Below are 21,984 nucleotides of genomic sequence, written 5' to 3'. Positions count from 1 at the left end.
CCGGCGTCAGGCCGTCGTCCTGGCCGCGAAGTCGGCCAGCCAGCCCTGCAACTGCGTCGCCGCCATCGGGCGCGCGATGCCGTAACCCTGCGCGATGTCGCAGCCGTGCTCGCGCAGCCAGCGCAGCTCGGCCTGCGTCTCCACGCCTTCGGCGACGACGGTGAGGCCGAGCGCGTGGCTCAGCATGATGGTCGATTCGACGATGGCCGCGTTGCGCGGCGATTCCGTGATCGCCGTGATGAAGCTGCGGTCGAGTTTCAGTTCGTCGACCGGCAGGCTTTTCAGGTAGGCCAGCGACGCCTGGCCGACGCCGTAGTCGTCGATCGACAGCTTGATGCCGAGGGCCGCCAGTTCGTCCAGGTGTGCCTGCGCCTGCGCCGGATCGTCCATCAGCGCGCTCTCGGTGATTTCCAGGCACAGGCGGCGCGCCGGCACGGCATGCGTCTCCAGCAGGTTGCGCACGCGCCGGCCCAGGTGCGGATCGAGCAGGTCCAGCGTCGACAGGTTCGCCGACACGGCGATGTCCAGTCCCGCCGCATGCCAGACGGCGGCCTGGCGCACGGCCGTCTCCAGCACCCACGGCGTGATCTCGCGGATGAAGCCCGTCTGCTCGGCGAACGGGATGAAGCGCGCCGGCGCGATGCTGCCGCGCTCCGGATGCTGCCAGCGCAGCAGCGCCTCCACCGCCACGATGCGGCCGCCGGCAAGCGCCAGCTTGGGCTGGTAGGCGAGCGTGAATTCGCCGGCGAGAAGCGCGCGCCGCATGTCGCCGATGAGGGACAGCTGCTCGTGCGCGGGCTCGGCGCCCGTCTCGGACGCGAACGCGACGCCGGCGTGACGGCGCTTGGCCGCGGCCAGCGCCAGCTCGGCGCGCCGCAGGATCGTTGCGGCATCGAGGCCGTCGTCGGGATACAGCGCGATGCCGACGCCGGCCTCGATGTCGAGGCGCTGGCCGTCCAGCGTGACGGGGTCGCGCAATGCGGCCAGCACGCCGTCGGCGAAGCGGCGCGCCGCGTCCAGGTCGGCGCCCTCCAGCAGGAACGCGAACTGGTCGCCCCACAGGCGCGCCAGCATGCCGCCGGCCGGCGCCAGCGGCCGCAGCTGGCCGGCCACGGCGCGCAGCAGGCGGTCGCCGACGAGGTGGCCCAGCGCGTTGTTGATGAGGGCGAAGCGGTCGATGTTCACGACGATCACGGCGCCGCCCCCGCCCGGCGTGAGGCGGCCGAACGCTTCCAGGAAGCGCGTGCGGTTCGGCAGGTCCGTCAATTCGTCGACATAGGCCAGCCGCACGATGCGTTCCTCGCGGCTCGCGATCCCCGTGCGCATCTGTTCGAAGCTGCCGGCCAGCTGGCCGATCTCGTCGCCCTGCGCCGGCGGCAGCGGCTGCGCGTAATCGCCCAGCGCGATGCGGCGGGCCGCGGCGGATAAATCGTTCAGGGGCCGGACGATGCGCCCGGCCAGCATCACGCTGCCCAGCGCGAACACCAGCACGGCCGCGGCGATCACACCCAGCAGCCGCCCCTGCAACTGGTTGAACGGCGCCTGCACCTGCGCGACCGGCAGCTGCAGCACGGCCTGCAGGCCGCCGTCCAGCGGCACGCCGACCGATGCGTTGCGCGCGTCGCCGGCATCCGTCGCGGCGGCGCCGGACGACGCGAGCAGGCCAGGCATGCCCACGCGCACGATCTGCACACCGAGTCCGGTCACGCCGGCCATCTCGTGCGCCCAGCGGTCGTCCACGTGGAAGCCCATCGCCACCCAGGCGATGCGCGTGGGCGCCATGATCGGCACGAGCACGACCTGGAACAGCTGGCCGTTGCGCATCTGGCGGAAACCGGCGCTGCGCCCCGCCGCTTCGGCCGCCGCGAGCAGGTCGGGAAACGGGAACGGATCGCCGGCGGCAAAGGTGCTCTGCGTGGCGGCGATCATCCTGCCGTCGGTGCCGGTGACCATCATGACCTGGGCGTGGATGCGCTGGCCGTGGTTGCGGATCACGGAGCGCACGGTCGGCTGGTCCTGCGTGGCGATCGCCTCGCGGAACGCGAAGTCGGCGGACAGCACGCCGGCGGCCGTCTCGAGCTGGCGCTGGTTCTGTTCGAGCAGGCGCTGGAACACCTTGGCGCCGACGGCCAGCTCGCGCTGCGTCTCGCGCTCGACGATGCGCGCGCTGCTGCTGTGGACGAGCGCCAGCACGAGCCCCATGACCAGCACCAGCAGGCCGACGAAGACGATGGCGATCCGATGCCGCAGCGATGTCGATGACATGTCAGTAGTGGTCCGTGTCCTCGGTGTGCGGCCTCGGCTCGCGCGGGCGCGCGTCCAGCACGAGCGTCTCGCGCACCGGCGCGTCGCCAACCTCGATGTCGTCCGGCGCGGCCTGCGCCTTTTGCAGCGGATGCCACAGGCGCAGGCGGTAGCGCCCGGCCGGGACGGCGGCGATGGTGGCGCGGCCGTCCGCGCCCGTGCGGGCGAAGTACGGGGTGTCGACGACGAGCACGTGGGCCTCCATCCAGTCGTGGATATTGCAGCCGATGTCGACCTGGCCCGGCTTGTCGAACACGATGGGCTGGCCCGGCTTGCCCGCGTACAGCTTGATCTCGAAGCGCTTGGGTTCGGAGAACGAGTACACGTGATGACGGACCGTGTCGTTGTTGGGGAAGTCGACGCTGGTGCCGGTCTGCACGACGGTCATCCACGGGATGAATTCGCGGCCGCGCTGCTCGATGGCCACGTGCGCGGCAGGCGGGCGCGCTCGCGCTCGCGCGGGCGCGCCCGCGAGCGGCTCCACGAGCACGGCGGCGTCGGCCAGCGGGAGGCCCGCCGGCGTCCGCACCAGCACCTCGACGGGCGCGGCGCCGGCCGCACCGCCGAACAGCGCCGCCGCCAGCACCAGCAGCGACGCGCGCATCACTGCTCGATCTGCAGCGCGGGGGCGATCTGCCAGACTTCGGTGGTCAGGTCGCCGTCGCGGTAGGTCAGCGCATGCCACACTTTCATCGGCAACTTCCCGCCGTAGCCGGCCCCGGCCTCCACTGACGTGCCGTGCGGGTTGGCGAACGCCTTCAACTTGCCGAACGTTGCGGGACGCGGCTGGCCGCCGTTGACCGCAATGAATTTCTGCCAGACGGCGCGAATCTCGGCCTTGCCCCGGTAGCGGCCGTCGAGCGGTCCGCCGACCCACTCCATGTAGGCGTCGTCGGCATAGTCGCGCATCAGCGCTTCCAGGTCGCCGGCGGCCACGGCGTCGAGGTGCGCCTTGGCCTTCGCCTCGTCCAGCGGTCCGGCCACGGCCTGGCCGCCGCACCAGGGCAGAAGCGCCAGGGTCAATATCAGGGATGCAACTTTCGTCTTGCGGGTCATCGTCCACCTCCACGCTTGGTTATTACCTGGATAAAAGTTTCGTGTCCGAAAATCATGATTACACGGAAACCCAAGCGTGGCAACACGGGTGTGGCGCAACGATGCGCGCGACACCACATCGGTGCGGCAGATCAGCTTTCGATCATGCTCAGCTTGCCGAGACAGCGGCGCTGGAAGTTGTCGAGGCCCTCCATGACGAAGTCGTCGTCGTCGTCGACCACGTGGGCGTCGATCAGGACGCGCAGCTTGGAGATGCGGTCGCCCAGCGCGAGCGCCTGGGCCAGGTTTTCGCCGTCCGGATCGCCCGCGTGCGCGATGGCGTCGGCGACCGGCTGCGGGAAGTCCCAGTGCTGCGCGATGGCCGCCGACAGGTTGCGGCCCTCGGCCAGCAATTGCAGGCCGAATTCGCTGGAGCCGGGCACCTTGCCATCCTCGCAGACGCGGTCGGCCAGGCGCAAGCCGACGACGACGCCGAGGTTCTGCATCAGGCCGGCCAGATAGGCTTCGAACGCCCCCGCCGTGAGGCCCGGCGCCATGAGGCTGGCGGCCAACGCGCATTTCTCGGACTGGTTCCAGACCAGCGGCGCGGCCACGCGCGTGAAGCCGGTCGCCTGCAGCTTGATGATCGGGCGGAACGCGACGCGCGCGAGCAGCATGCGCAAGCCGTTCTGGCCCAGCATCATGAGGGCCGCCTCGACCGTCTTCACGGGCGACATCGGCCGGTAATAGGCGCTGTTCGCTTCGCGGATCACTTCCGCGACGAGGACGACGTCCTGCGCGACCTGGCGCGCCAGCTCGGCGTTCGACGCCTCGTCCTGCAGGCTGCGCAGCAGTTGCGGGATCACTTCGGGCACGCGCGGCACCAGCTCGGCCGCGCCGGCCGGATCGCGCGCCAGCGCGCGGACCTGGTCGAGGATCGCGGTTTCGACCTCGGCCGGGGCATCGTAGCCGGCGGATGCCGTCAGCCAGCGGTAGTAGGTGGCTTCGATCTCGGCGGCGACGCCGCCGGGCTGTTCGCCATCCTCCGCGGCCGCGGGGACGGCCTTGGCGACGGCAGGGTTGTCGGCGCCGCCCCGAAGGCGGCTGATCCAGTTTTTCATGGGGCCTATTGTAGCCTGATGCAGGGCGCACGCGGATAACCGTGACGATGCGCGCATCACCGCATTGCAGCATGCTCCGCGGCATCCGCGACATCGTCGCCACCGAACCAGCGCGCGGCCGCATGCGCCAGTCCGGTGCGATCGGGCGGGCCGTCGCAAGCCCAGGCGACGATGCCGTCGGGCCGGACCAGCAATGCGCGCACACCGAGGCTTTCGCGGACGGCGCCCGCCACGTACGTCATCCGGTCGCCGCAGCGTCGCGCGAAGGCCGCGAGCGCCGCGTCCGCGCCGACATCGAGCAGGATGGGCCTGCCGTCGCGCATGGCCGTGCTCATCGTCGTGCTCATCGTCGTGCCATCGTCGAACACGAAGTCGGGTACGCTGCGGCCCACGAGCGGATGATCGCCGCCGAGGTCGTAGTGCGTGTGGATGCCCCACACCCTGCCCGCGACATAGGTGGCGCCGTCGCGCGTGTCCATCAGGTCGCGGAGGACCGCATGCAGCGCGCGGGCCGCCGGTTCCGGGCGCATGATCGCCACCTGCGCGCGCGACCAGTCCAGCACCCGCGCGCCGATCGGGTGCCGCTCCGCGTGATAGGTGTCGAGCAGGCCGGCGGGTGCGGTGCCGTGGACGGTCGCGGCGAGCTTCCAGCCCAGGTTCATCGCATCGCCCAGTCCGAGGTTGAGTCCCTGCCCGCCCAGCGGCGAGTGGATGTGCGCGGCATCGCCGGCCAGCAGGATGCGCCCGTCGCGATAGGCGGTGGCCTGGCGCGCGCGATCGGTCCACGTGGTGGCGAGATGCAGCGCGGCGATCGTCGCATCGGTGCCGGAGACGCGGCGCAGGACCGCCTGCACGTGTTCGCGCGTGACCGGCTGGCCGGCGTCGTGAGCGGCACCGCCGTCGAAATCGCCGAGCGCCAGATGCCCCGGCTGGAACTGGATGACCATGCCGGCCGGTGTCATCGTGCGGCCCATCCTGATCGGCGCCGGCTCGACGAGATCGGCCTTGACCGTATAGCCCGTGAATTCAGGCGCCGTGCCCGCGAATTCGAAGCGGCCGGCCTTGCGCACGGCACTGCGCGCGCCGTCGCAGCCCACCAGCCAACGCCCCGTGAAAGCCTGCCCGCCCGCATGCACGGTCACGTCATGGGCCGCTTGCCCGACCTTTGTCACGGCAAGGCCGCGCCGGATCTCGACGCCCAGCGCGTGCGCGCGGCGGGCCAGCACGGCTTCCAGTTCCGCCATCTCGGCCAGCAGATTGGTCGGCGTTGCGCCGGGCAGGCGCCAGGGCCATTGCGACGCGTCGACGTCTTCGCGATGAAACGGAATGCCGGCGAAGTGCCCCGCCTGGCGCCTGACTTGCGTGCCGGTCGCGGCGACGAACGGATGCTCGAGTTTTTTGGGCACCTGCAGTTCGTCCAGCAGGCCGCGGCGGTACAGCGCTTCGATGCTGGGCGACGACAGGCCGCGTATGCCGAACGGCAGGCGCTTCAACGGCGAATCGGGATCGGCGGCTTTTTCCAGGACCAGTACGGTGCAGCGTGCAAGCGCCAGTTCGCAGGCGAGGAACAGGCCGACGGGACCTGCGCCGGCGACGATCACGTCGTAATGGGGTGATGTAGAGGTCATCCGGGAACGATACCGGCGCCCTTCCCGTCAGGCTTGTACAAACCCGCCAAAGTCGCCGCGCGGCTGCCTGCGCGCGAACGCCGCGGGCGTCGTGCCGCTGTAGCGCTTGAATTCGCGGCTCAGGTGCGACTGGTCGACATAGCCCAGCGCCTGCGCCAGGCCGGCAATGCTGGCTTGCGGCCGATGGAACAACGCATTGCGCACCTGCTCGAAGCGCATCAGGCCGGACACCTCCTTGACGGTATGGCCGGACGACTGCTTGAACTTCCGTTCCAGCGTACGCACGGTCGCATGCGCGGCCGCGGCGACTTCGCTGACGGCCAGCGTGCCGTTCGCCTCCCGCATCGCCGCGCCGGCACGGGCCAGCATGCCGTCGACGGGTGTGCGCGTCTGCATGAAACAGCGCTCGACGTGGGCCAGCGCCTCGTCGATGCGCTCTGCCTGGATGCACCGCGCGAGTGTCGCGTGCAGGCTGGCGACGGGATGCGCGAACACGCGCACGCCCGCGTTCCCGGGCACGAGGCCGAGCAGGTCGAACACGGCCCACGGATAGCAGCGGATGCCGACGATGTCGAGCCGGCCGCGGACGTCCAGCGTCACGGGCTGGTTCAGTAAGCCCATCAGGAAAGGCGACGGCAGTTGCTGGACGCATCCGATGCCGGGCAAGCCGCACGTGTCGCCGAAGTGAAAAATGATTTCGGCGTAGCCGTCGGGCAGGACCTCGAACGGCTGGCTCAACGCGCCCGCATCCCGGCGGTCGTACCAGAAGCACTTGATGGCGCTTTGCAGTGCGGCTGGCGGGTCGAGTTCGCGGTGGTGAGGTCGGATGGAGGGTGCCGGGGGCATGGTGAGTGATTGGCTTGGGAACGCGCGGTGCTGCCAGCATACGGGGGAGATGGGCGAGCATGCCAGCGGGGCGAAAGTGCTTCTAGTACAAACGCGACAAATTCGGGATGGCTGACTGGCGCCAGGTGCGTGCCGCCCCGCTTCAAGGATGCACAGAGACTCCCTTTCGAGGGGATCGGCAAGCCGGAGGCCTTGCGATACAGCCTGAGCGGCTTCTGGTCGCGCAGGATCGATGAAGCAAACCGTCTCGTCTACGAAGTGCGCGAGAATGAGCTGGTGATCATCTCGCGCCGCTATCACTACAACTCATGGATTGGGGAGCGAAAACGCTCCCTTTTTTTATTCCAATTATCGACAGGTCATCAGGGTGGCGCGGCACACCTTGCCGAGCCGCCTCGCTACCAGGGACGAAACCGAATCCCCCGTGAGGTGGCTCCAGCAAGGTGCCGGCAGCGGCTCGGTAATCCGGGCAACTGCCGTCGAATTGAGCTATTCGGCGCTACGGCTTGTCGTCGACCGGGGGGGCCGCCGCAGGCACGTACGCTACCGGCGCGACGGCCCTGACCGGAATCGTCAGGTGCGCGGTCCGCAATCCGGGAGCGCTGGCGTCGACTTCGATCGAACCGCTGCTGTTCCAGTTGCTCTGCACGAGCAACTGGGCCAGGCCGTTGAACAGTTTGCGCGTACTGCCTTTCTCGTCTTCGTGTGAATTCGGGTCGCCATTGCCATTGCCGATCGACTGGCCCGCGCCGGCGATGGTAAACCGCACTTCGTCCTGCGCGAGCGGAACCGCCCTGCCCTGTGCATCGAGCGCGCGGACGGTGATCGGCATGGCGTCGCGTCCGTCGCCATCGAGGGCGGTCCGATCCGGCACCAATTCCAGCGCGACGGCCGGGCCGGTGGTCTCGACCCGCGCGCGCGCGACTTCCTTGCCGCCCGTGTACGCAATTGCTTCCAGCGCGCCTGCCGCATAAGCGACCTTGAAGTCGTTCATCCGGTAATGATCGACCTTCTGCTCGCCGATTTCCTGACCGTTCAGCAGGAGCTTGACGCGTTCGGCGTTGGACATCACCCTGACGACGATCTCCTGGCCCTCCTTGCCGGCCCAGTTCCAGTGCGGCGCGATGTAGACGAGCGGGCGATCCTTGATCCACTGGACCTGGTGCATGTAATACGCCGTCTTCGGAAAACCGTTCAAGTCCATGATGCCGAAGAACGAACTGACCGAGGGCCACGATGCGTAGGGCCAGGACTCGCCGTGATAGTCGAAGCCCGTCCAGACGAAGCCGCCGGCGACGAAATCGCGCGTGCCGATCGCTTGCCAGGCGTCGCGATGGGTATTGCCCCAGGCCGGCGCTTCGGTGTCGTAGCTGGTCTCGATATGACGCGCCTTGTCGGTCGCGAATTCGCCGCGTGTCATGAAAGCCGACGTATCTTCCGAACTCGTAAAAGGTTTGTCGGGACGGGCCGCATGGAACTTGTCGTACTCGGGAATCTGATAATTGGCGCCGACCACGTCCACCGCATGCGAAACGTTCAGGGGCGTGAGCAAGCCATTGCTCATGGCGGCCGTGGTTGGGCGCGTGCCATCGAGCGCCTTGGCGACAGCGACCATGCGGCGCGCCATTTCGTAGCCGGCCTCCGTGGCCTGCACCGGCTCCTCGTTGAAGACCGACCACAGGATGATCGACGGGTGGTGGCGGTCGCGCTTGAGCATCCACTCGAACTGCTTCATGTAATCCGGCGACGGATTGAAATTGCGGTTCTCGGCCATCACCAGGAAGCCCATGCGGTCGGCCATGTCCAGCACCTCGGACGCGATCGCATTGTGCGAGAAGCGGATCGCATTCACCCCGAGTTCTTTCAAGCGGCGTAGACGGAATGCCCAGATCGCGGTCGGCACGGCGACGCCGACGCCGGCATGGTCCTGGTGCAGGCACACGCCCTGCAACTTGACGTGCTTGCCGTTGAGGAAGAAGCCTTTTGCGGCGTCGAAGCGCAACGTGCGAAAGCCGGTATCGAGGGCAAGCCGGTCCACCACCTTGCCGTCGCGCCGCACGGTGGTGGTGACGCGGTAGAGCGTGGTCCTGTCGAGAGACCACAGCATCGGATCGCGTATCGTCATGGGCAGCGCCGCGGTCACCTGCGTCAGCACCGGAACGTCGACCGACGCGCGGCGGCGGGCCACCTGCTTGCCATCCGGGCCGGTCACCACCATCTCGACCTCGACGTGCGCGTCCTGCTTGCCATCGTTATCGAGCGTGACAGTGGCCGGAATTTCCCAGGTGCCGCCATCGGTCTTGCGCGGCGTGACGCGCACCCCGTCGGGCACCACGTGCACGGCATCGGTCTTGACCAGCCAGGTGTGCCGGTACATGCCGGCCCCCTCGTACCACCAGCCTTCCATCGCATCCGCATCGACGCGGACCGCGACGACGTTGGCATGCTTGTCGCCATAATGCAGATACGGCGTAATGTCGATGCGCACCTCGTTATAGCCCGACCAGTTATGGTTGACGAGGTTACCGTTCACCCACACCGTGGCATGCGTGGCGATGGCGCCGAATTCGAGTTCGACGTGCCGGCCGCGATCGCTTTCGGGCAGGGCGATATAGCGCCGGTACCAGCCGATGCCGCGCGGCCGAAAGCCCTGGGCCATATTCGCTTTCGGGTCGAAGGGCTGTTCGACCTGCCAGTCGTGCGGCAGGTCGAGCTTGCGCCAGGCGGTGTCATCGAATTTCACGGCTGCCGCACCCGACGCCATGCCGGCCTTGGTGGCGTAATAGGTTTCATCCTGCGTGGCCGGCACGTGGAATGGCACGTCCCCAAGATGAAACAGCCAGCCGCGATCGAGCGATAGCCGTTCGCGTCCGGCGTCGGCGTGTGCCGGCATGACGACCAACCCGCCGAGCACCGCGAACAAAACATGGCGGACCAGCATCCGCCAACCAGGAAAAGCAGACTTGTGCAGCTTCATTGCGTCGTTCCTATGCAAGTAAAAAAATCCGCGTATCGAATCGGAGCATCAATACACATAAGGCCAGCCATCCGCCGTAAAGCCGATGCGGTTGACGCCCAGCGTCGGATTGCCGTTGTTATTGGCATCGTAGTAGTGGTACACCATCAGAGGGCCGTCGCTGTCGGTCATCAGGCTCTGGCCGCCGGGTCCCTTGATGTTGCCGTGCGCGCTCAGGACGATCGTGCCGCCGCCGCTCAGCAGATTGACGCCGCCGCGGTCCAGGTAGGGGCCGGTCACCGAGCTCGAACGGCCGACGATGATGCGATACGTGCTGTTCGCACCGCTGCAGCAGTTATTGATGGACGCGAAGAGGTAGTAATACCCGTTGTAATAGTAGAGATACGAACCCTCCAGTCCCTTCGGACGCTGGGCCAGGTGGTAGTTCGTCGTATTGGCCGTCGATTGCTTGCCGGTGGCCGGGTCCAGCTTGATCAGGTAAATGCCGTTCCACCACGATCCGTAGGACATCCACCAGCCGCCCGCCTGGTCCTGGATGACGCTCGGGTCGATGGCATTGTAGGGCGTCGATGCGCTCGACGTGACCACGGTCCCCAGGTCGGTCCACGCCGTGCTGTTCGGCGTGGACGCGCTGGCGACGCCGATGGCCGAGGTCTGCGATCCGTAACTGGATGCGGAATAGTATTGGTAGTACGTGTTGTTCATCCGCGCCACGTTCGGCGCCCACAGCGTGCCGCCCTTGGTATAGGTGGCGGTCCACGCAGGTATCGGCGCCAATGCGCTGCCGGCATTCGTGAAATTGATCCGGTCGCTCGACGACGCCAGCGTGTTGTTGGTGCCGTACAGCCAGTAGGTCCCGCCGCCGTCGCGCAGCATGAACGGATCGTGCACGCCCGTCCCGTTGCCGCTCACGGCGCCAGGCGCCGGATACGGATCGGTGCCGGTGCTTACCAGCTGCCATTCCTGGCACAGGCAACCGGATGCGCTCCATTGGTCGATGACGGCGCCCGTCGACGTGCTCCCCTGGTAGACGTCGAGGTACAAGCCACTGTTGACGTTCTTGATCAGATAATTGCCATCGGACGCCTGGGCGACCGTCCACAGATGATCCGCCGTGCCGTTATCGGCCCATTGGACGATTTGCGCGCCGGCCGATTTCGAGCCGCTCGACACGCCCAGCAGTTGATGGGTCGCGAGGTTTTCGATGTTGTACTGGCCGCTGCCCATCGAAATGAAATGCCACAACTGCTCGCTGCCGCCGGTGTCGCTCCATTGAATCACGTTGCTTCCCGCGGCCTGGCTGGCGCCGGGAATCGCGAGCAGCAATCCGCTGTTGACGTTCTTGATCTTGAACTGCACGGCGTCGCTGACGGCCACCTGCGCGCTTGCCTGGGTCGCCAATGCCGCCAGTAATACCAGTCCAACTGCACATCTTTTCATGAACATCCTCCTGTGAGTGTCGGCGCAATACAGAGCAGGAAAAAAAGCAACCGCGATCGCTTTTCCGCGCCCTGCGATACCGCTTTTGCGATGCCGACGTGTAATCGTCCAAAAGCGGAAAAACCTACGTTGAGCACATTCGTCCCCCAACAAAAAAGTGGCAGCCGAGGCTGCCACAAAGGCCACGCTGGCCTAGGAGACGAAACGGTTTATATGCCGCGTCCGGCAGTCCGCACGCGCCTGCCCCGGATAGCGCAACGGCGCCGCGCCGCCGGACCTGGGCCGGATCGGCCGCGTCGAGCGTGCAGCCGCGCCAGCGCGTCCCGGCTTTCGGCGCCGGCAAACAGGGAGGAATGAAGTGCCATGCCGATAGTTTGCACTGCTTTAACGTTAAACCAATGTTTGACAATATTAGTTGAACGTAAAACTAATTTCAAGGAAAATCCCGACATCCATTCACATGCAAGGCTTTCGAATCCACTCATGGCAACCATCAAGGAAGTAGCGGCCCATGCCGGCGTCACACCGACCACCGTGACCAACGTTCTACGCGGACGCGGCAGGACGGGCGACGCGACCCGGCAGCGCGTGCTCGATGCGGTCGCGCACCTGGGCTACCGTCCCAACCTCGCGGCGCGTGCGCTCGTCGAACGCAAGGCCCCCACCTTCGCCCTGGTGCTCACCTGCATCACGAATCCCTTCTATTCGGAGCTCATGCTGTACGTGGACCAGGCCGCCCGCAAGCACCAGCGCTATCTCATCGTTTGCAACACCGACTACGAAGCGGAAAAGGAAACCCGCTTCCTCGACGAAGTGGCCGGTTCGTTGTCCGACGGCGTCATCGTCGCCAACAATCCGGGCCTGAACGTCGAGCATCTCAAGCAGATCGTCGCGCAGGGCACACCCGTCGTCCTCAACCTGTGGGAAGACCCGGACACGCATCCGGGACTCCCCTGCCTTGCCTTCGACGGCCGCGCGGCGGGACGGATGGCGGCCGGCCATCTGACCGAACTCGGCCACCGCCAGATCGGCGCGATCATCGCCAGCCCGAAAGACGGCATGCACAACCTGCGCTACCTGGGCTTCCGCGACGCCATGCGCAAGGCCCGCCTGGCCTGCCCAGCCGCGGCGGTACGTTTTTGCGCGGACACGTTCGAAGGCGGAAAAGCGGCGGCGCTCGACCTGCTGTCCGCGATGCCGGACCTGACGGCGGTCTTCGTCTCGAACGACCTCGCCGCGCTGGGCGTCCTCGAAGCCGCCGCTCACCTGGGCCGTCCGGTCCCCGCCGCGATTTCTGTGGTCAGCATCACCAACATCATGTCGTCGAGCCAGTCGCGCCCGGCGCTGACGACGGTCGCCATCCCCACTGCCGCGATGGCCGCGCGCGGCGTGGAACTGCTGATGGAAATCCTGGAGCGCAAGCACGACGCGCCGCCGATGGAGTGCATTCCCGGCCTGGAACTGATCGTCCGGGAATCGACGGCGGCGCCGCGCCCGGGCGCGTGAAACATCGACCGGACGATCAGTTCTTCCAGTTCAGCGCCAGCCCGACCGTACGGTCATAACGGCGGGTATCGCGTGGATACAGCCGCTGGTCGGTCCAGTAATCGACATACTGGAAGTTCAGCAGGTTGGTGCCGGTGAGGGTCACCGACAGGTTCGGCGTGAACTTGTAGCTCAGCGAACCATCCAGCGTGGACATCGGCGCAGCGATCAAATCGCGCGCCGGCGCGCTGCCCGAATTGCTCGGATGATCGCCGTAGACCTCCACGAATTTCGAGCGCCAGTTATAGGCGAGGCGCGCCGATACGCCGGCCCTTTCATACAGCGCGACCAGGTTGTACGAATTCTTCGACATGCCGCTGAACGGCTTGCCCTGCAATCCCGGCACGATGGACGACGTCAGGCCGCCTTCCATATAACTGACGTTCGCCTCCATGCCGAAGCCGCCCAGCCAGCCCGGCAGCTTGTCGTAGAACTGGCGGTACGACATTTCCAGGCCTTGCAAATGGCCTTTGTCGGTATTGAACGGACGGCTGGTGTCGTACTTGATGCCCTGGAATATTTCGGGCACCGATTTGTTGATGATGTAGCCGTCGAAGTTATGTCGGAACACTGTCGCGCTCAGCATGCCGGTCGGTGCGAAATACCACTCGAGCGCCGTATCCAGGTTCTGGCCGGTGAACGGCTTCAGGTTCGGATTGCCGCCATTGGCCGTCGCCTGCACTGTCGTGCCGTTCGCCGCGACGTAGGCCGTACCGGGATTGAGCTGTGCAAAATCCGGACGCGTCAGGGTCTTCGCGTAGGCGACGCGCGCAATCACGTCATGCGTCAGCCTGGCCTTGAAGTTCGCACTCGGCAGCACGTCGGTGCCGCTCGCGCTGACCGGCGTCTCGACGTACTGGCCGTTGACCTGGCTCTTGCCGATCAGGTCGGAATCGGTCCGCGTCACGCGCACGCCCAGCAGACCATCGACGGGAATGGCGCCGACATCGAAGCCGATCTTGCTCGACACGTACATCGACATATTCTTTTCGACGTCCTTGAAGAACGATCCCGGATCGAGTCCCTTGGCGGCCGGGTTGCCCGTCACCGCCTGCCGCACCGTCGCGGTATCGTCCAGCAAGTAGCTCGCGCATGGCGTGTACCAGTTCTGCGTGCCGTAATCGCGCGACATCGTCGGCGCGTTACAGGTCATGCCCGGCAGCGTCGACGCCTTGACGTTATTCGGCGCGGAAATGCTGCCCTCGAACGACTTGATCGACTCCGCCGTGCGATGGTTGGCACGCACGCCGGCCAGGAATTCCTTGAACAAGCCGTCGTTCTCCGGGGTAAAGGTGGCGTCCGAGCGGAAGTCGGTCGAACTCCCCTTGTCGTTGCCGTAACGGTCGAACAGCTGCAACAGGTTGATATTGGCCGGATTGCCGATATCGAAGCCGTCGTATTTCACGTACGCGCCGCCGTCGACATTGGTCTTGCCGTACGCGTTCGGAACGTTGGTGATCACGTCCAGGATCGGATTGCGCCAGACGTATTTCGAGTCGGTATGCGCCAGTTCGGAGGTCAGGCGCAAGCCGGGCGTGACCCGCCATTTCGCGCCAAGGGCGATCTGGGACGTCTTGTTGTCCGCGTTGCGCGCCTGCGTCGACAGGATCGTGTTGGCGTTCTGCGACGTCACCGTATCGACTTCCTTGGTGCCGGGAATCATGGTGGCGCTGCTGCTGCCGGCCCAGAAGGGAAAGCCCACCAGCAGGTCGGTCTGGTCGTTACCCTGGAAATGGGAAGCCAGGCCTTCGGCATAGAATTCCAGGTCGGCGTTGGGTTTGTACTGCGCGGCGAAATTGGCGGCCGTGCGTTTGCGCTTGCCGTAAATCGTCTGCAGGCCCAGCACGTCCGGACCGGTCGCGCCTGCCCCGAGCCAATCCTTCGAGATCGGGAAGGACTGGAAGCTGCGCTCTTCCCAGTAATCGCTCTTCACGTACGACACGCCGACCAGCGCGCCGAACTCGCCGGCATTCGTCTTCCAGCGATTCGAGAACAGGGCGCTCGCTTCCGGGTTGGTGCGGTGCGCCTTGTCCAGGTGCCGCGCGCCCGCATTCACGCTGACGGTGGCGCCCTTGAAGTCGAACGGGCGATTGGTGCGCACGTCGATCACGCCGGCGATACCGCCCTCAAGCAATTCGGCGCTCTGCGATTTGTACACATCCACGCGCTGCAGCATCGTCGATGGAATGTCCGCCAACTGGATATAGCGGCCGGTCGTCGTGAACATTTCACGGCCGTTGAGCAGCGTCGAGATCCCCGGCAGGCCGCGGATCAGCACCGAATTGGCTTCGCCGGCATCGCGCCGTACCTGGATGCCGGTGACGCGCGCCAGCGTCTCGGCCACGTTCGTGTCCGGGAATTTGCCGATATCGTCCGCGACGATCGAATCGACGACGTTGTCGGCATCCTGCTTGATTTTCTGCGCCGTCTGCGCGGCCCGGCGCACGCCGGTGACCACCACGACGGTGTTCCCGTCCGCTTGTGGCGTATCGGCCGGGGCGGCTTCCTGTGAGCGCGCCGGGGCGCTGCCCAGGACGCCGGCCGACGCGAGTGCGGCCACCGTCACCTTGAGCGCGAACTGCGCCGTTGTGTTTCTTTTCATTTTATATCTCCTCAAGATTTTTACTGTTATCGATGAAACCTGGACCATCACGCAGATTGGTTTATCGTTAAACCAAACGACGCAAAAAAAGCGGACGTTGCATGTCCGTTCGGAACGAATTTTAGTTTAACGTAAAACCAACGCGCAAGAAAAATCGCGGCGCCGTCCACCCGCCGTGGTTTTTTGGCACCGGCGTTTTGATCCTGCTCACTTGCCCGCGAAGACTTTCTGCTCGAACGGCTCCATCTGGAATTTGGTCCTGGTCGGCGTGACGGTCGGCCAGCCATCGGCGTCCATGTAGAGAGGCTTGATGTTGAGTACCGAGTTGTAATCGAAAGCCTTGGTATAGGCGTGATAGACCAGGTAGGTGGTGTCGCCTTCCGAGTAGATGCCGTTATGCCCACGACCGGGTTCGTTGTCGTCGCCCGCCAGCAGCAGCGAATACTTGTCGTCGACCCAACTGCCGCCATCCTTGGCCAGATAGGGCCCGGTGATCGTCCTGGAGCGGCCCATCACGATCTGGTAGGTGCTCTTCGCGCCGCTGCAGCAGATGCCGCGCGAGGCAAAGATATAGTAGTACTGCGGGTCCTTGATCAGGAATACGCCTTCGCCGAGGGACTTCGTGAGGACCGTGGGCGTGGGCGTGTCGGACAGCAGTTTGCCGGTCTTACGATCGAGTTCGACCATCCGCAAGCCGGCCTTGAAGGAACCGTACAGCAGGTACTCCCTGCCGTCCTTGTCGATGAATGCGTTCGGGTCGATGACGTTGACGCCCTCGCCGCCATTTTTGTACGAAATGACCTGGCCCTGGTCTTGCCATTTATAGGCCGGGTCTGTTGGATCCAGCGTGGTATTGGTGGCGAGGCCAATGCTGGAATTAAAGTTCATCCAGGCCGATACGGCGTAGTACATCCAGTACTTGCCGTCGTGCCAGGAGATATCGGGTGCCCAGATCTGGGCGCCCTGTGGAATATCCTTGCTCCACCAATCGAGCTGGAATCCCTTCGGGAAGACGGCGCCGGCATTCGTCCAGGTGGTCATGTCCTTCGAGGTTTTGATGCCGGTGAACGTGCCGAACACGTAGTAGGTATCGCCGCCCTTGATCATGACTGGATCGTGCACGCCAAGAGCACCTTTGAGGCCCCCGCTTTCGATGTAGTCTGGCAATGGTTTATCGGCCACGACAGGGACGGCATCGGCCGTCGGTACGGACACGGCGCCGCTTGTGTTGCCACCGCAAGCGGCAAGCAAAAGTAACGGGAACAAGCGGATCGACAAACGGAGTGTGTTGGAGGAATTTTTCATCATTCGGGTGGATCTTTCTCGAGCGTGGGGAAGCGAAGACAGCAAGCCGGGGCCGGGTCACCGTTGGTTTAACGTTAAATCAAATTGCCAGTTTACCGCAAAACCACGTTCGAGAACATCCCGCGGTCGACATGAATTAAAGCCGCGGCACGTTTACCCGGGCATCGAAAAGCGCGTGGCCAGGACGGGGCGCGCAAATGAAAAAGGCCGCATCAAAGCGGCCTTAGCAGAATCTGTGGCGGAGAGAGGGGGATTCGAACCCCCGATAGGCTATGAACCTATACACGCTTTCCAGGCGTGCGACTTAAACCACTCATCCATCTCTCCTGATGGGTTCACGAGCCAGCTGCTCGCGAAGCCGCCTATTATAACAAGGATTCTCGGCAGTACAAGAGTGACATGCAACCGGCATCGCCCCGCCGCGCCGTCGTACAACCGGCCGGGCTCTCTTTGCGTCACCACAAAGGTTAAGTTTTCGTTGGCAAAAGTCACGGCGATAGTGCTATTGTTGCCCCGATAAAACTTTTTCAACACTGCCGTGAAACGTAAAGCCCTCTATCTCGTCATCTTCGCCGTCGCCGCGGCCGGTGCCGCCAGTGGCACCTACCTGGCCAACCGCAAGCCGTCGCCCCAGGCGCAACTGCCGCAACCGCCGCAAGGACAATCCAAGGAAGCGGCCGCCATCGCCGCCGACTTCAAGCAGGTGCTGGCCGCCTACCGCAAGATGGTCGTGCTGACGCAGGATGAAGCCGGCCTCTCGAAAACCGGCCAGGAAGACGTCAACCGCGTCGGCCAGCAGCTGTTCCACGAAAACCAGGAGCGCATCGCGAAGGTCGACGATGCGCTGGCAAGCCTCGTCGGCTCGCAGAATCCGCGCCGTTTCGAGGCGGTCGGCGGCCTGCTCGATTACGTCGAGTCGAACGAAGGGCTGTACGATGCGGACCGTCTTGCCTTCCGCGAGCTGATGCAGTCGCTGCTCGACCATGTGGCACAGGACTCGTCGCTGCCGGCGATCAAGTTGCACAAGCGGATCTCGGAAGACCTCGACGCGCTGGCCGAGATCGAGCGCACCTACGAAAAGGAGATCAGCGCCGTGTTCGGGCGCTTCGAGTCGCGCTCCATCGTCCTGAAGCGCGAGAAGTGGGACAGCTACGTCGGCTACCTCAAGACGATCTACCAGCGCGACCGCATCCTCAAGGATTATGGCGTCGTGCTGCCCTATCCTGCCAAACCGGAGCCGCCGAACGCGGACAACGAACCGGCCGCGCACAAGGACGAGGACGAGATCTTCGGCAAGGGCCTGCCGAAGAAGACGATCGTCCTGACCTTCGACGACGGCCCGCACCGCCGCTACAGCGAAGAAATCGCCGCGATCCTCAAGCAGTACGATGCGCCGGCCGTGTTCTTCAGCGTCGGACGCAACCTCGGCACGCTCGATGCGCACGGCGTCGCGCGCCTGAACGCGGGCGCGGAAGTCAGCCGCAAGCTCAAGGCCGCCGGCTATGTGCTGGCCAACCACAGCTTCTCGCACGCGCAGTTGTCGAAGGAGAGCGGGGACAGCCTCAAGGCCGAGATCTTCGATACGGACACGCTGCTGAAGGCCGTCGATCCGCAACGCTCCGCGCTGTTCCGCTTTCCCTACGGCGCGCGCAACAAGGAAGGCATGCACCTGCTGGCCGATGCGCACCTGAAGTCCGTCATGTGGAACATCGACTCGCTGGACTGGGCCGATCCGGTGCCCGCCTCCATCGCCGAGCGCGTGCTGCGCGCAGTCGACAAGGAAGGCCGCGGCATCATCCTGTTCCACGACATCCACGAGCGCACCGTGAAGGCGCTGCCGGCGATCCTCGACCGCCTCGTCGCCGAGGGCTACCAGTTCGCCGGCTGGGACGGCACGGCCTTCCGCGTGGCCGGGGGCGCCAATGCCGCGCCGGCGCCCCTCGCGCGCGCGGCCGCGACGGGGTATGCGAGTTCGTGGGCGATCGTCGTCGGCGTCGACGGCTATCCGAAATGGCCGCACCTGCAATACGCCGTGCGCGACGCGGAAGGCGTGGGCCAGACGCTCGTGCAGAAGTTCGGCTTCGCATCCGACCACGTGATCACGCTGAAGAACGAACAGGCCACGCGCCGCGGCATCCTCGCGACATTCCACGACCTCGCCGGCCATGGCGGCACCGGCGGCCTGCAGCCCAACGACCGCGTGTTCGTGTTCTTCGCGGGCCACGGCGCGACGCGCAAGCTGAGTTCCGGCCGCGATCTCGGCTACATCGTGCCGTACGACGCCGATCCGGAGAACCTCGCCAGCGACGCCATCCCGATGACCGAAATCCAGAACATCGCCGAGAGCCTGCCCGCGAAGCACGTGCTGTTCGTGATGGACGCGTGCTACAGCGGCCTCGGTTTGACGCGCGGCGGCGCCAATGCCGCCTTCTTGCGCGATAACGCCAGGCGACTCGGGCGCCAGATGCTGACGGCGGGCGGCACCGACCAGATGGTGTCCGACGGCGGTCCGAACGGCCATTCCGTGTTCACGTGGACGCTGCTGCAGGGCCTCGGCGGCAAGGCCGATCTGAACGGCGACGGCCTGATCACCGCGACGGAACTGGCGGCGTATGTGGCGCCGGCGGTGGCCAGCGTGTCGCAGCAGACGCCCGCCTTCGGCAGCCTGCCGGGTTCCGAGGGCGGCGACTTCGTGTTCGAACTGCCCGAGGAAAGCGAGTTCCTGAATACGAACACGGCGCAGTTGTCGAACGATGCCATCGCCCTCAACACGAAGCTGGAAGCGAAGGCATCGGCGCCATCCGCCCCCGTCGTCGTGAAGGATTTGCAGGGCGGCGAACAGACGATCAAGGCGCCGGCCGCGGTCCCGGTATCGAGCCGCCAGCAGGCGCAGCGCGCCAACGACCACGGCCTGCAGCTGTACAAGGAAAAGCAGTACGCGCAGGCCGAGACGCAGTTCACGGAAGCGCTGAAACTGCGGCCGAACTTCGCGCTCGCGGCCAACAATCTCGGCTTCGTGTTCTACAAGCAGGACAAGTTCGCGGAAGCGGCGCGCTGGTTCGAGAACGCGATCAGGATGGACCCGTCGCGCGCGATCGCGTACATGAACCTGGGCGACGCGTACGCGCGCGCGGGCAACGGCGACAAGGCGAAGGCGGCATACAAGACCTACCTCGAGCTGGCGCCGAACGGATCGGGCGCGGGGTACGCGAAGCAGCAGGTGGAAAAATTGTAGGGTGGGCACACCGTGCCCACGCGGCGATACGCTCCATCAAATACGTCGCGTTCGCGCCGGCGTCGGTTGAACGCGTGGGCACGTGGTGCCCATCCTACGGTCCTTCATACGCGGCCAGCCGCCGCTGTTCATCCACGCTGAACATACGGCTGCGCAGCGCCGCCACCGCCGCGTCGTCGCGCAGACTGCGGCGCTGCGCGAGGTAGGCGTCGATCCGGCGCTTCCACTCGGCCTCCGCGCGGTCCACGTCGGCCAGGCGTCCGGCCGCATCCGCACCGAAGGCATCGGCGCGCAGGCGGAAGACGTCGTCGTCGCCGGCACCGCTTGCGCGCAGCCGTTCGGCTTCTTCCTGCACGCGCACGATCTTCAACGGCGCCTCGCGCGCGGCGCGCACGGCGGCCGGCAGGCTCGCGTCCAGCGCTGCCAGGCGTTCGCGTTTCTGCTGCGCCGTCAGCGTGCGGTCGTCGCGGATTTCCATGCGCGCCAGCGCATCGGCATTGGCGGCGTCCTCGCGGCCGAAGATCGCGGCGATCTCGCGCTGGCTGAAATACTGCGCGCGCAGCCCGTGCAGCGCCGCCAGCCGGCGCTTCAGCGCGGCGGCGTCCGGGCCCGACAACTTCGCGTCGGTTTCCAGCGCCGCCAGCGCTTGCCGGTACGCGATGTAGCGCGCCAGCACGCGCTTGGCGGCTGCCGCCGCGGGCGGCCGCAGGGTGCGGCCCAGTTCACGCTCGATTTCCGCGCGCACGGCGGCGGGCGATTTCTCGCCCACGGTGCTCAGGTAGTAGTCGAACAGTTCGATCAGCTGGGCGTCGGCGACGACGCTGTCGTCCGGCGCCACGCGCACGGCGCCGTCCGGCCGCGTGCCTTGCAGCGACGGCGCGAACGGCTGCGCGGCCGGCGCCACGGTCACGACCTGCGCGGAAGGCGCCGGCGGCGCAGACCGCCCCGCCAGCGCGGCCAGCCACAACATGCCGGCCGCGCCCAGCGCGATGACGATGGTCGGATTCCGGTTCACAGACCCATCTCGCGCAGGCGGTTAGCGTGCTGGCGGTACAGCGTGACGGGATTGGTCTCGAACAGGTTGACGAGGCCCGCCACCTGGTTCACTTCGTCCAGGTGGTTCATGCGGTAGTCGTCACGGATCACGCGTCCGAGGTGGCTGGAGCAGCTGCCGACGAGACCATCGTTTTTCTGGCCGAGGAAGGCCAGCGACACGAGGCTGAGCGGCGCGTCGAGCGGGTCGATGAGATTCGTGAACGGCTGCGCGCCGCTCCACGAAAAATAGTAGACGCCGCGGGCCTGGTACGCGCCCTCACCGCATGCGGTGGCCGGCACGCCCTCGGGATGCGCGGCGTTGAACCTGGCGGCGCCGGCCGTCGTCATCGAGTCGAGCGCCGCCGTCGACACCTGGGTGCTGCTGTCACCGGACAGGAAGGCGATGGTGCCGGCGACGCCGTTCACGATCGATCCCAGCACGCTTTCCGAAAACGATCCCGGTGCGGCCACGCCGCGCAGGATGTCGGCCACCGGCGTGCCCTTGTTGACGCCGCCGACGCTCGTCACCGATGCGACCAGCCCGGGCGCTACCGACGCGACGTAGCGCACCGTCGGCCCGCCGTGGCTGTGGCCGATCAGGTTGACTTTCTGGGCGCCCGTCGCGGCCAGCACCTGCTTGACGTAGGTGAGCAGCTGTTCGCCGCGCACCTCGGTGCTGTTGGCGGCGCTCACCTGGGCGACGTAGACCTGGGCGCCGTCGCGGCGCAGGGCGTCGGCGATGCCGAACCAGTAATCGTACGGGCCGATGCTGTCCCAGCCGAGGAAGCCGTGCACGAGCACGATCGGATATCGGGTCTGGGTATAGCCGGCGGCGGATGCGGACAGCGGCAGGAACGACAGGGCAAACAAGAGCGCGGCCAGCATGTTGGCAAAGCGTTTCATCGGTTGGT

General features: G+C 65.9%; 14 protein-coding genes, 1 tRNA gene and 1 pseudogene. 3 read left to right on the top strand and 13 right to left on the bottom strand.

The window, feature by feature from the left end; genetic code table 11:
* Window positions 1–6: 6 nt before the first annotated feature.
* The 6 genes from ACEN9Q_RS03295 to ACEN9Q_RS03270 all read right to left on the bottom strand — a co-directional run bounded on the left by ACEN9Q_RS03295 (window position 7) and on the right by ACEN9Q_RS03270 (window position 6,934).
* On the bottom strand, window positions 7–2,265 hold the full coding sequence (locus tag ACEN9Q_RS03295; RefSeq protein ID WP_495627355.1) for a putative bifunctional diguanylate cyclase/phosphodiesterase: 2,259 nt from the start codon (window positions 2,263–2,265) through the stop codon (window positions 7–9).
* Window position 2,266: 1 nt separating this feature from the next.
* Window positions 2,267–2,908, bottom strand: a complete 642-nt coding sequence (locus ACEN9Q_RS03290) for a methylamine utilization protein (protein ID WP_495627354.1) — start codon at window positions 2,906–2,908, stop codon at window positions 2,267–2,269.
* Entirely contained in the window at window positions 2,908–3,360 is a 453-nt protein-coding gene (locus ACEN9Q_RS03285) for a nuclear transport factor 2 family protein (protein ID WP_495627353.1), read from the bottom strand. Before ACEN9Q_RS03285 ends, ACEN9Q_RS03290 begins: the two co-directional genes overlap by 1 nt.
* Before the next feature lie 131 nt (window positions 3,361–3,491).
* Complete coding sequence (locus ACEN9Q_RS03280) at window positions 3,492–4,460, bottom strand: HDOD domain-containing protein (protein WP_495627352.1); 969 nt, start codon at window positions 4,458–4,460, stop codon at window positions 3,492–3,494.
* 56 nt (window positions 4,461–4,516) lie between these two features.
* Complete coding sequence (locus tag ACEN9Q_RS03275; RefSeq protein ID WP_495627351.1) at window positions 4,517–6,088, bottom strand: FAD-dependent monooxygenase; 1,572 nt, start codon at window positions 6,086–6,088, stop codon at window positions 4,517–4,519.
* A gap of 27 nt (window positions 6,089–6,115) precedes the next feature.
* Window positions 6,116–6,934 (bottom strand): AraC family transcriptional regulator, encoded by an 819-nt coding sequence (locus tag ACEN9Q_RS03270; RefSeq protein ID WP_495627350.1) that lies wholly within the window; start codon window positions 6,932–6,934, stop codon window positions 6,116–6,118.
* A 144-nt stretch (window positions 6,935–7,078) separates the two neighbouring features.
* On the opposite strand from ACEN9Q_RS03270, the pseudogene ACEN9Q_RS03265 reads away from it, so the two are divergent.
* A pseudogene (locus tag ACEN9Q_RS03265) lies at window positions 7,079–7,237 on the top strand (Txe/YoeB family addiction module toxin); the annotation flags it as partial.
* A gap of 196 nt (window positions 7,238–7,433) precedes the next feature.
* Here ACEN9Q_RS03265 and galA read toward each other — a convergent pair.
* Both galA and ACEN9Q_RS03255 read right to left on the bottom strand, forming a co-directional pair.
* Window positions 7,434–9,911: a beta-galactosidase GalA gene (galA, locus tag ACEN9Q_RS03260; RefSeq protein WP_495627349.1), complete on the bottom strand. Its 2,478-nt coding sequence runs from the start codon at window positions 9,909–9,911 to the stop codon at window positions 7,434–7,436.
* 48 nt (window positions 9,912–9,959) lie between these two features.
* Window positions 9,960–11,351, bottom strand: coding sequence for a family 43 glycosylhydrolase (locus ACEN9Q_RS03255; protein ID WP_495627348.1), 1,392 nt, complete (start codon window positions 11,349–11,351; stop codon window positions 9,960–9,962).
* 483 nt (window positions 11,352–11,834) lie between these two features.
* On the opposite strand from ACEN9Q_RS03255, the gene ACEN9Q_RS03250 reads away from it, so the two are divergent.
* A complete protein-coding gene (locus ACEN9Q_RS03250) occupies window positions 11,835–12,857 on the top strand; it encodes a LacI family DNA-binding transcriptional regulator (RefSeq protein WP_495627347.1) in 1,023 nt (340 codons plus the stop codon).
* A gap of 16 nt (window positions 12,858–12,873) precedes the next feature.
* On the opposite strand, the gene ACEN9Q_RS03245 is transcribed toward ACEN9Q_RS03250, so the two are convergent.
* The 3 genes from ACEN9Q_RS03245 to ACEN9Q_RS03235 all read right to left on the bottom strand — a co-directional run bounded on the left by ACEN9Q_RS03245 (window position 12,874) and on the right by ACEN9Q_RS03235 (window position 17,130).
* Entirely contained in the window at window positions 12,874–15,498 is a 2,625-nt protein-coding gene (locus tag ACEN9Q_RS03245; protein WP_495627346.1) for a TonB-dependent receptor, read from the bottom strand.
* 207 nt (window positions 15,499–15,705) lie between these two features.
* A complete protein-coding gene (locus ACEN9Q_RS03240; RefSeq protein ID WP_495627345.1) occupies window positions 15,706–16,620 on the bottom strand; it encodes an arabinan endo-1,5-alpha-L-arabinosidase in 915 nt (304 codons plus the stop codon).
* A gap of 419 nt (window positions 16,621–17,039) precedes the next feature.
* Window positions 17,040–17,130 (bottom strand) — tRNA-Ser (locus tag ACEN9Q_RS03235).
* 211 nt (window positions 17,131–17,341) lie between these two features.
* Between ACEN9Q_RS03235 and ACEN9Q_RS03230 the strand changes: the two genes are divergently transcribed.
* Entirely contained in the window at window positions 17,342–20,038 is a 2,697-nt protein-coding gene (locus tag ACEN9Q_RS03230; protein WP_495627344.1) for a polysaccharide deacetylase family protein, read from the top strand.
* Between the two features lie 94 nt (window positions 20,039–20,132).
* Here the strand turns inward: ACEN9Q_RS03230 and ACEN9Q_RS03225 are convergent, their stop codons facing one another.
* On the bottom strand, window positions 20,133–21,053 hold the full coding sequence (locus tag ACEN9Q_RS03225) for a lipase secretion chaperone (RefSeq protein WP_495627343.1): 921 nt from the start codon (window positions 21,051–21,053) through the stop codon (window positions 20,133–20,135).
* On the bottom strand, window positions 21,050–21,976 hold the full coding sequence (locus ACEN9Q_RS03220) for a lipase family alpha/beta hydrolase (protein WP_056439283.1): 927 nt from the start codon (window positions 21,974–21,976) through the stop codon (window positions 21,050–21,052). The genes ACEN9Q_RS03225 and ACEN9Q_RS03220 overlap by 4 nt, the downstream gene beginning before the upstream one ends.
* Between the last annotated feature and the right edge of the window lie 8 nt (window positions 21,977–21,984).

Source organism: Massilia sp. Masssp93, assembly GCF_059491295.1.
This window is presented reverse-complemented; position numbering and strand designations above follow the sequence as displayed.

Bases quoted from the DNA above. Each gene is read 5' to 3' on its own strand.
- ACEN9Q_RS03295 (WP_495627355.1), bottom strand. From the start codon at position 2,265: ATGTCATCGACATCGCTGCGGCATCGGATCGCCATCGTCTTCGTCGGC.
- ACEN9Q_RS03290 (WP_495627354.1), bottom strand. From the start codon at position 2,908: ATGCGCGCGTCGCTGCTGGTGCTGGCGGCGGCGCTGTTCGGCGGTGCG.
- ACEN9Q_RS03285 (WP_495627353.1), bottom strand. From the start codon at position 3,360: ATGACCCGCAAGACGAAAGTTGCATCCCTGATATTGACCCTGGCGCTT.
- ACEN9Q_RS03280 (WP_495627352.1), bottom strand. From the start codon at position 4,460: ATGAAAAACTGGATCAGCCGCCTTCGGGGCGGCGCCGACAACCCTGCC.
- ACEN9Q_RS03275 (WP_495627351.1), bottom strand. From the start codon at position 6,088: ATGACCTCTACATCACCCCATTACGACGTGATCGTCGCCGGCGCAGGT.
- ACEN9Q_RS03270 (WP_495627350.1), bottom strand. From the start codon at position 6,934: ATGCCCCCGGCACCCTCCATCCGACCTCACCACCGCGAACTCGACCCG.
- galA (WP_495627349.1), bottom strand. From the start codon at position 9,911: ATGAAGCTGCACAAGTCTGCTTTTCCTGGTTGGCGGATGCTGGTCCGC.
- ACEN9Q_RS03255 (WP_495627348.1), bottom strand. From the start codon at position 11,351: ATGAAAAGATGTGCAGTTGGACTGGTATTACTGGCGGCATTGGCGACC.
- ACEN9Q_RS03250 (WP_495627347.1), top strand. From the start codon at position 11,835: ATGGCAACCATCAAGGAAGTAGCGGCCCATGCCGGCGTCACACCGACC.
- ACEN9Q_RS03245 (WP_495627346.1), bottom strand. From the start codon at position 15,498: ATGAAAAGAAACACAACGGCGCAGTTCGCGCTCAAGGTGACGGTGGCC.
- ACEN9Q_RS03220 (WP_056439283.1), bottom strand. From the start codon at position 21,976: ATGAAACGCTTTGCCAACATGCTGGCCGCGCTCTTGTTTGCCCTGTCG.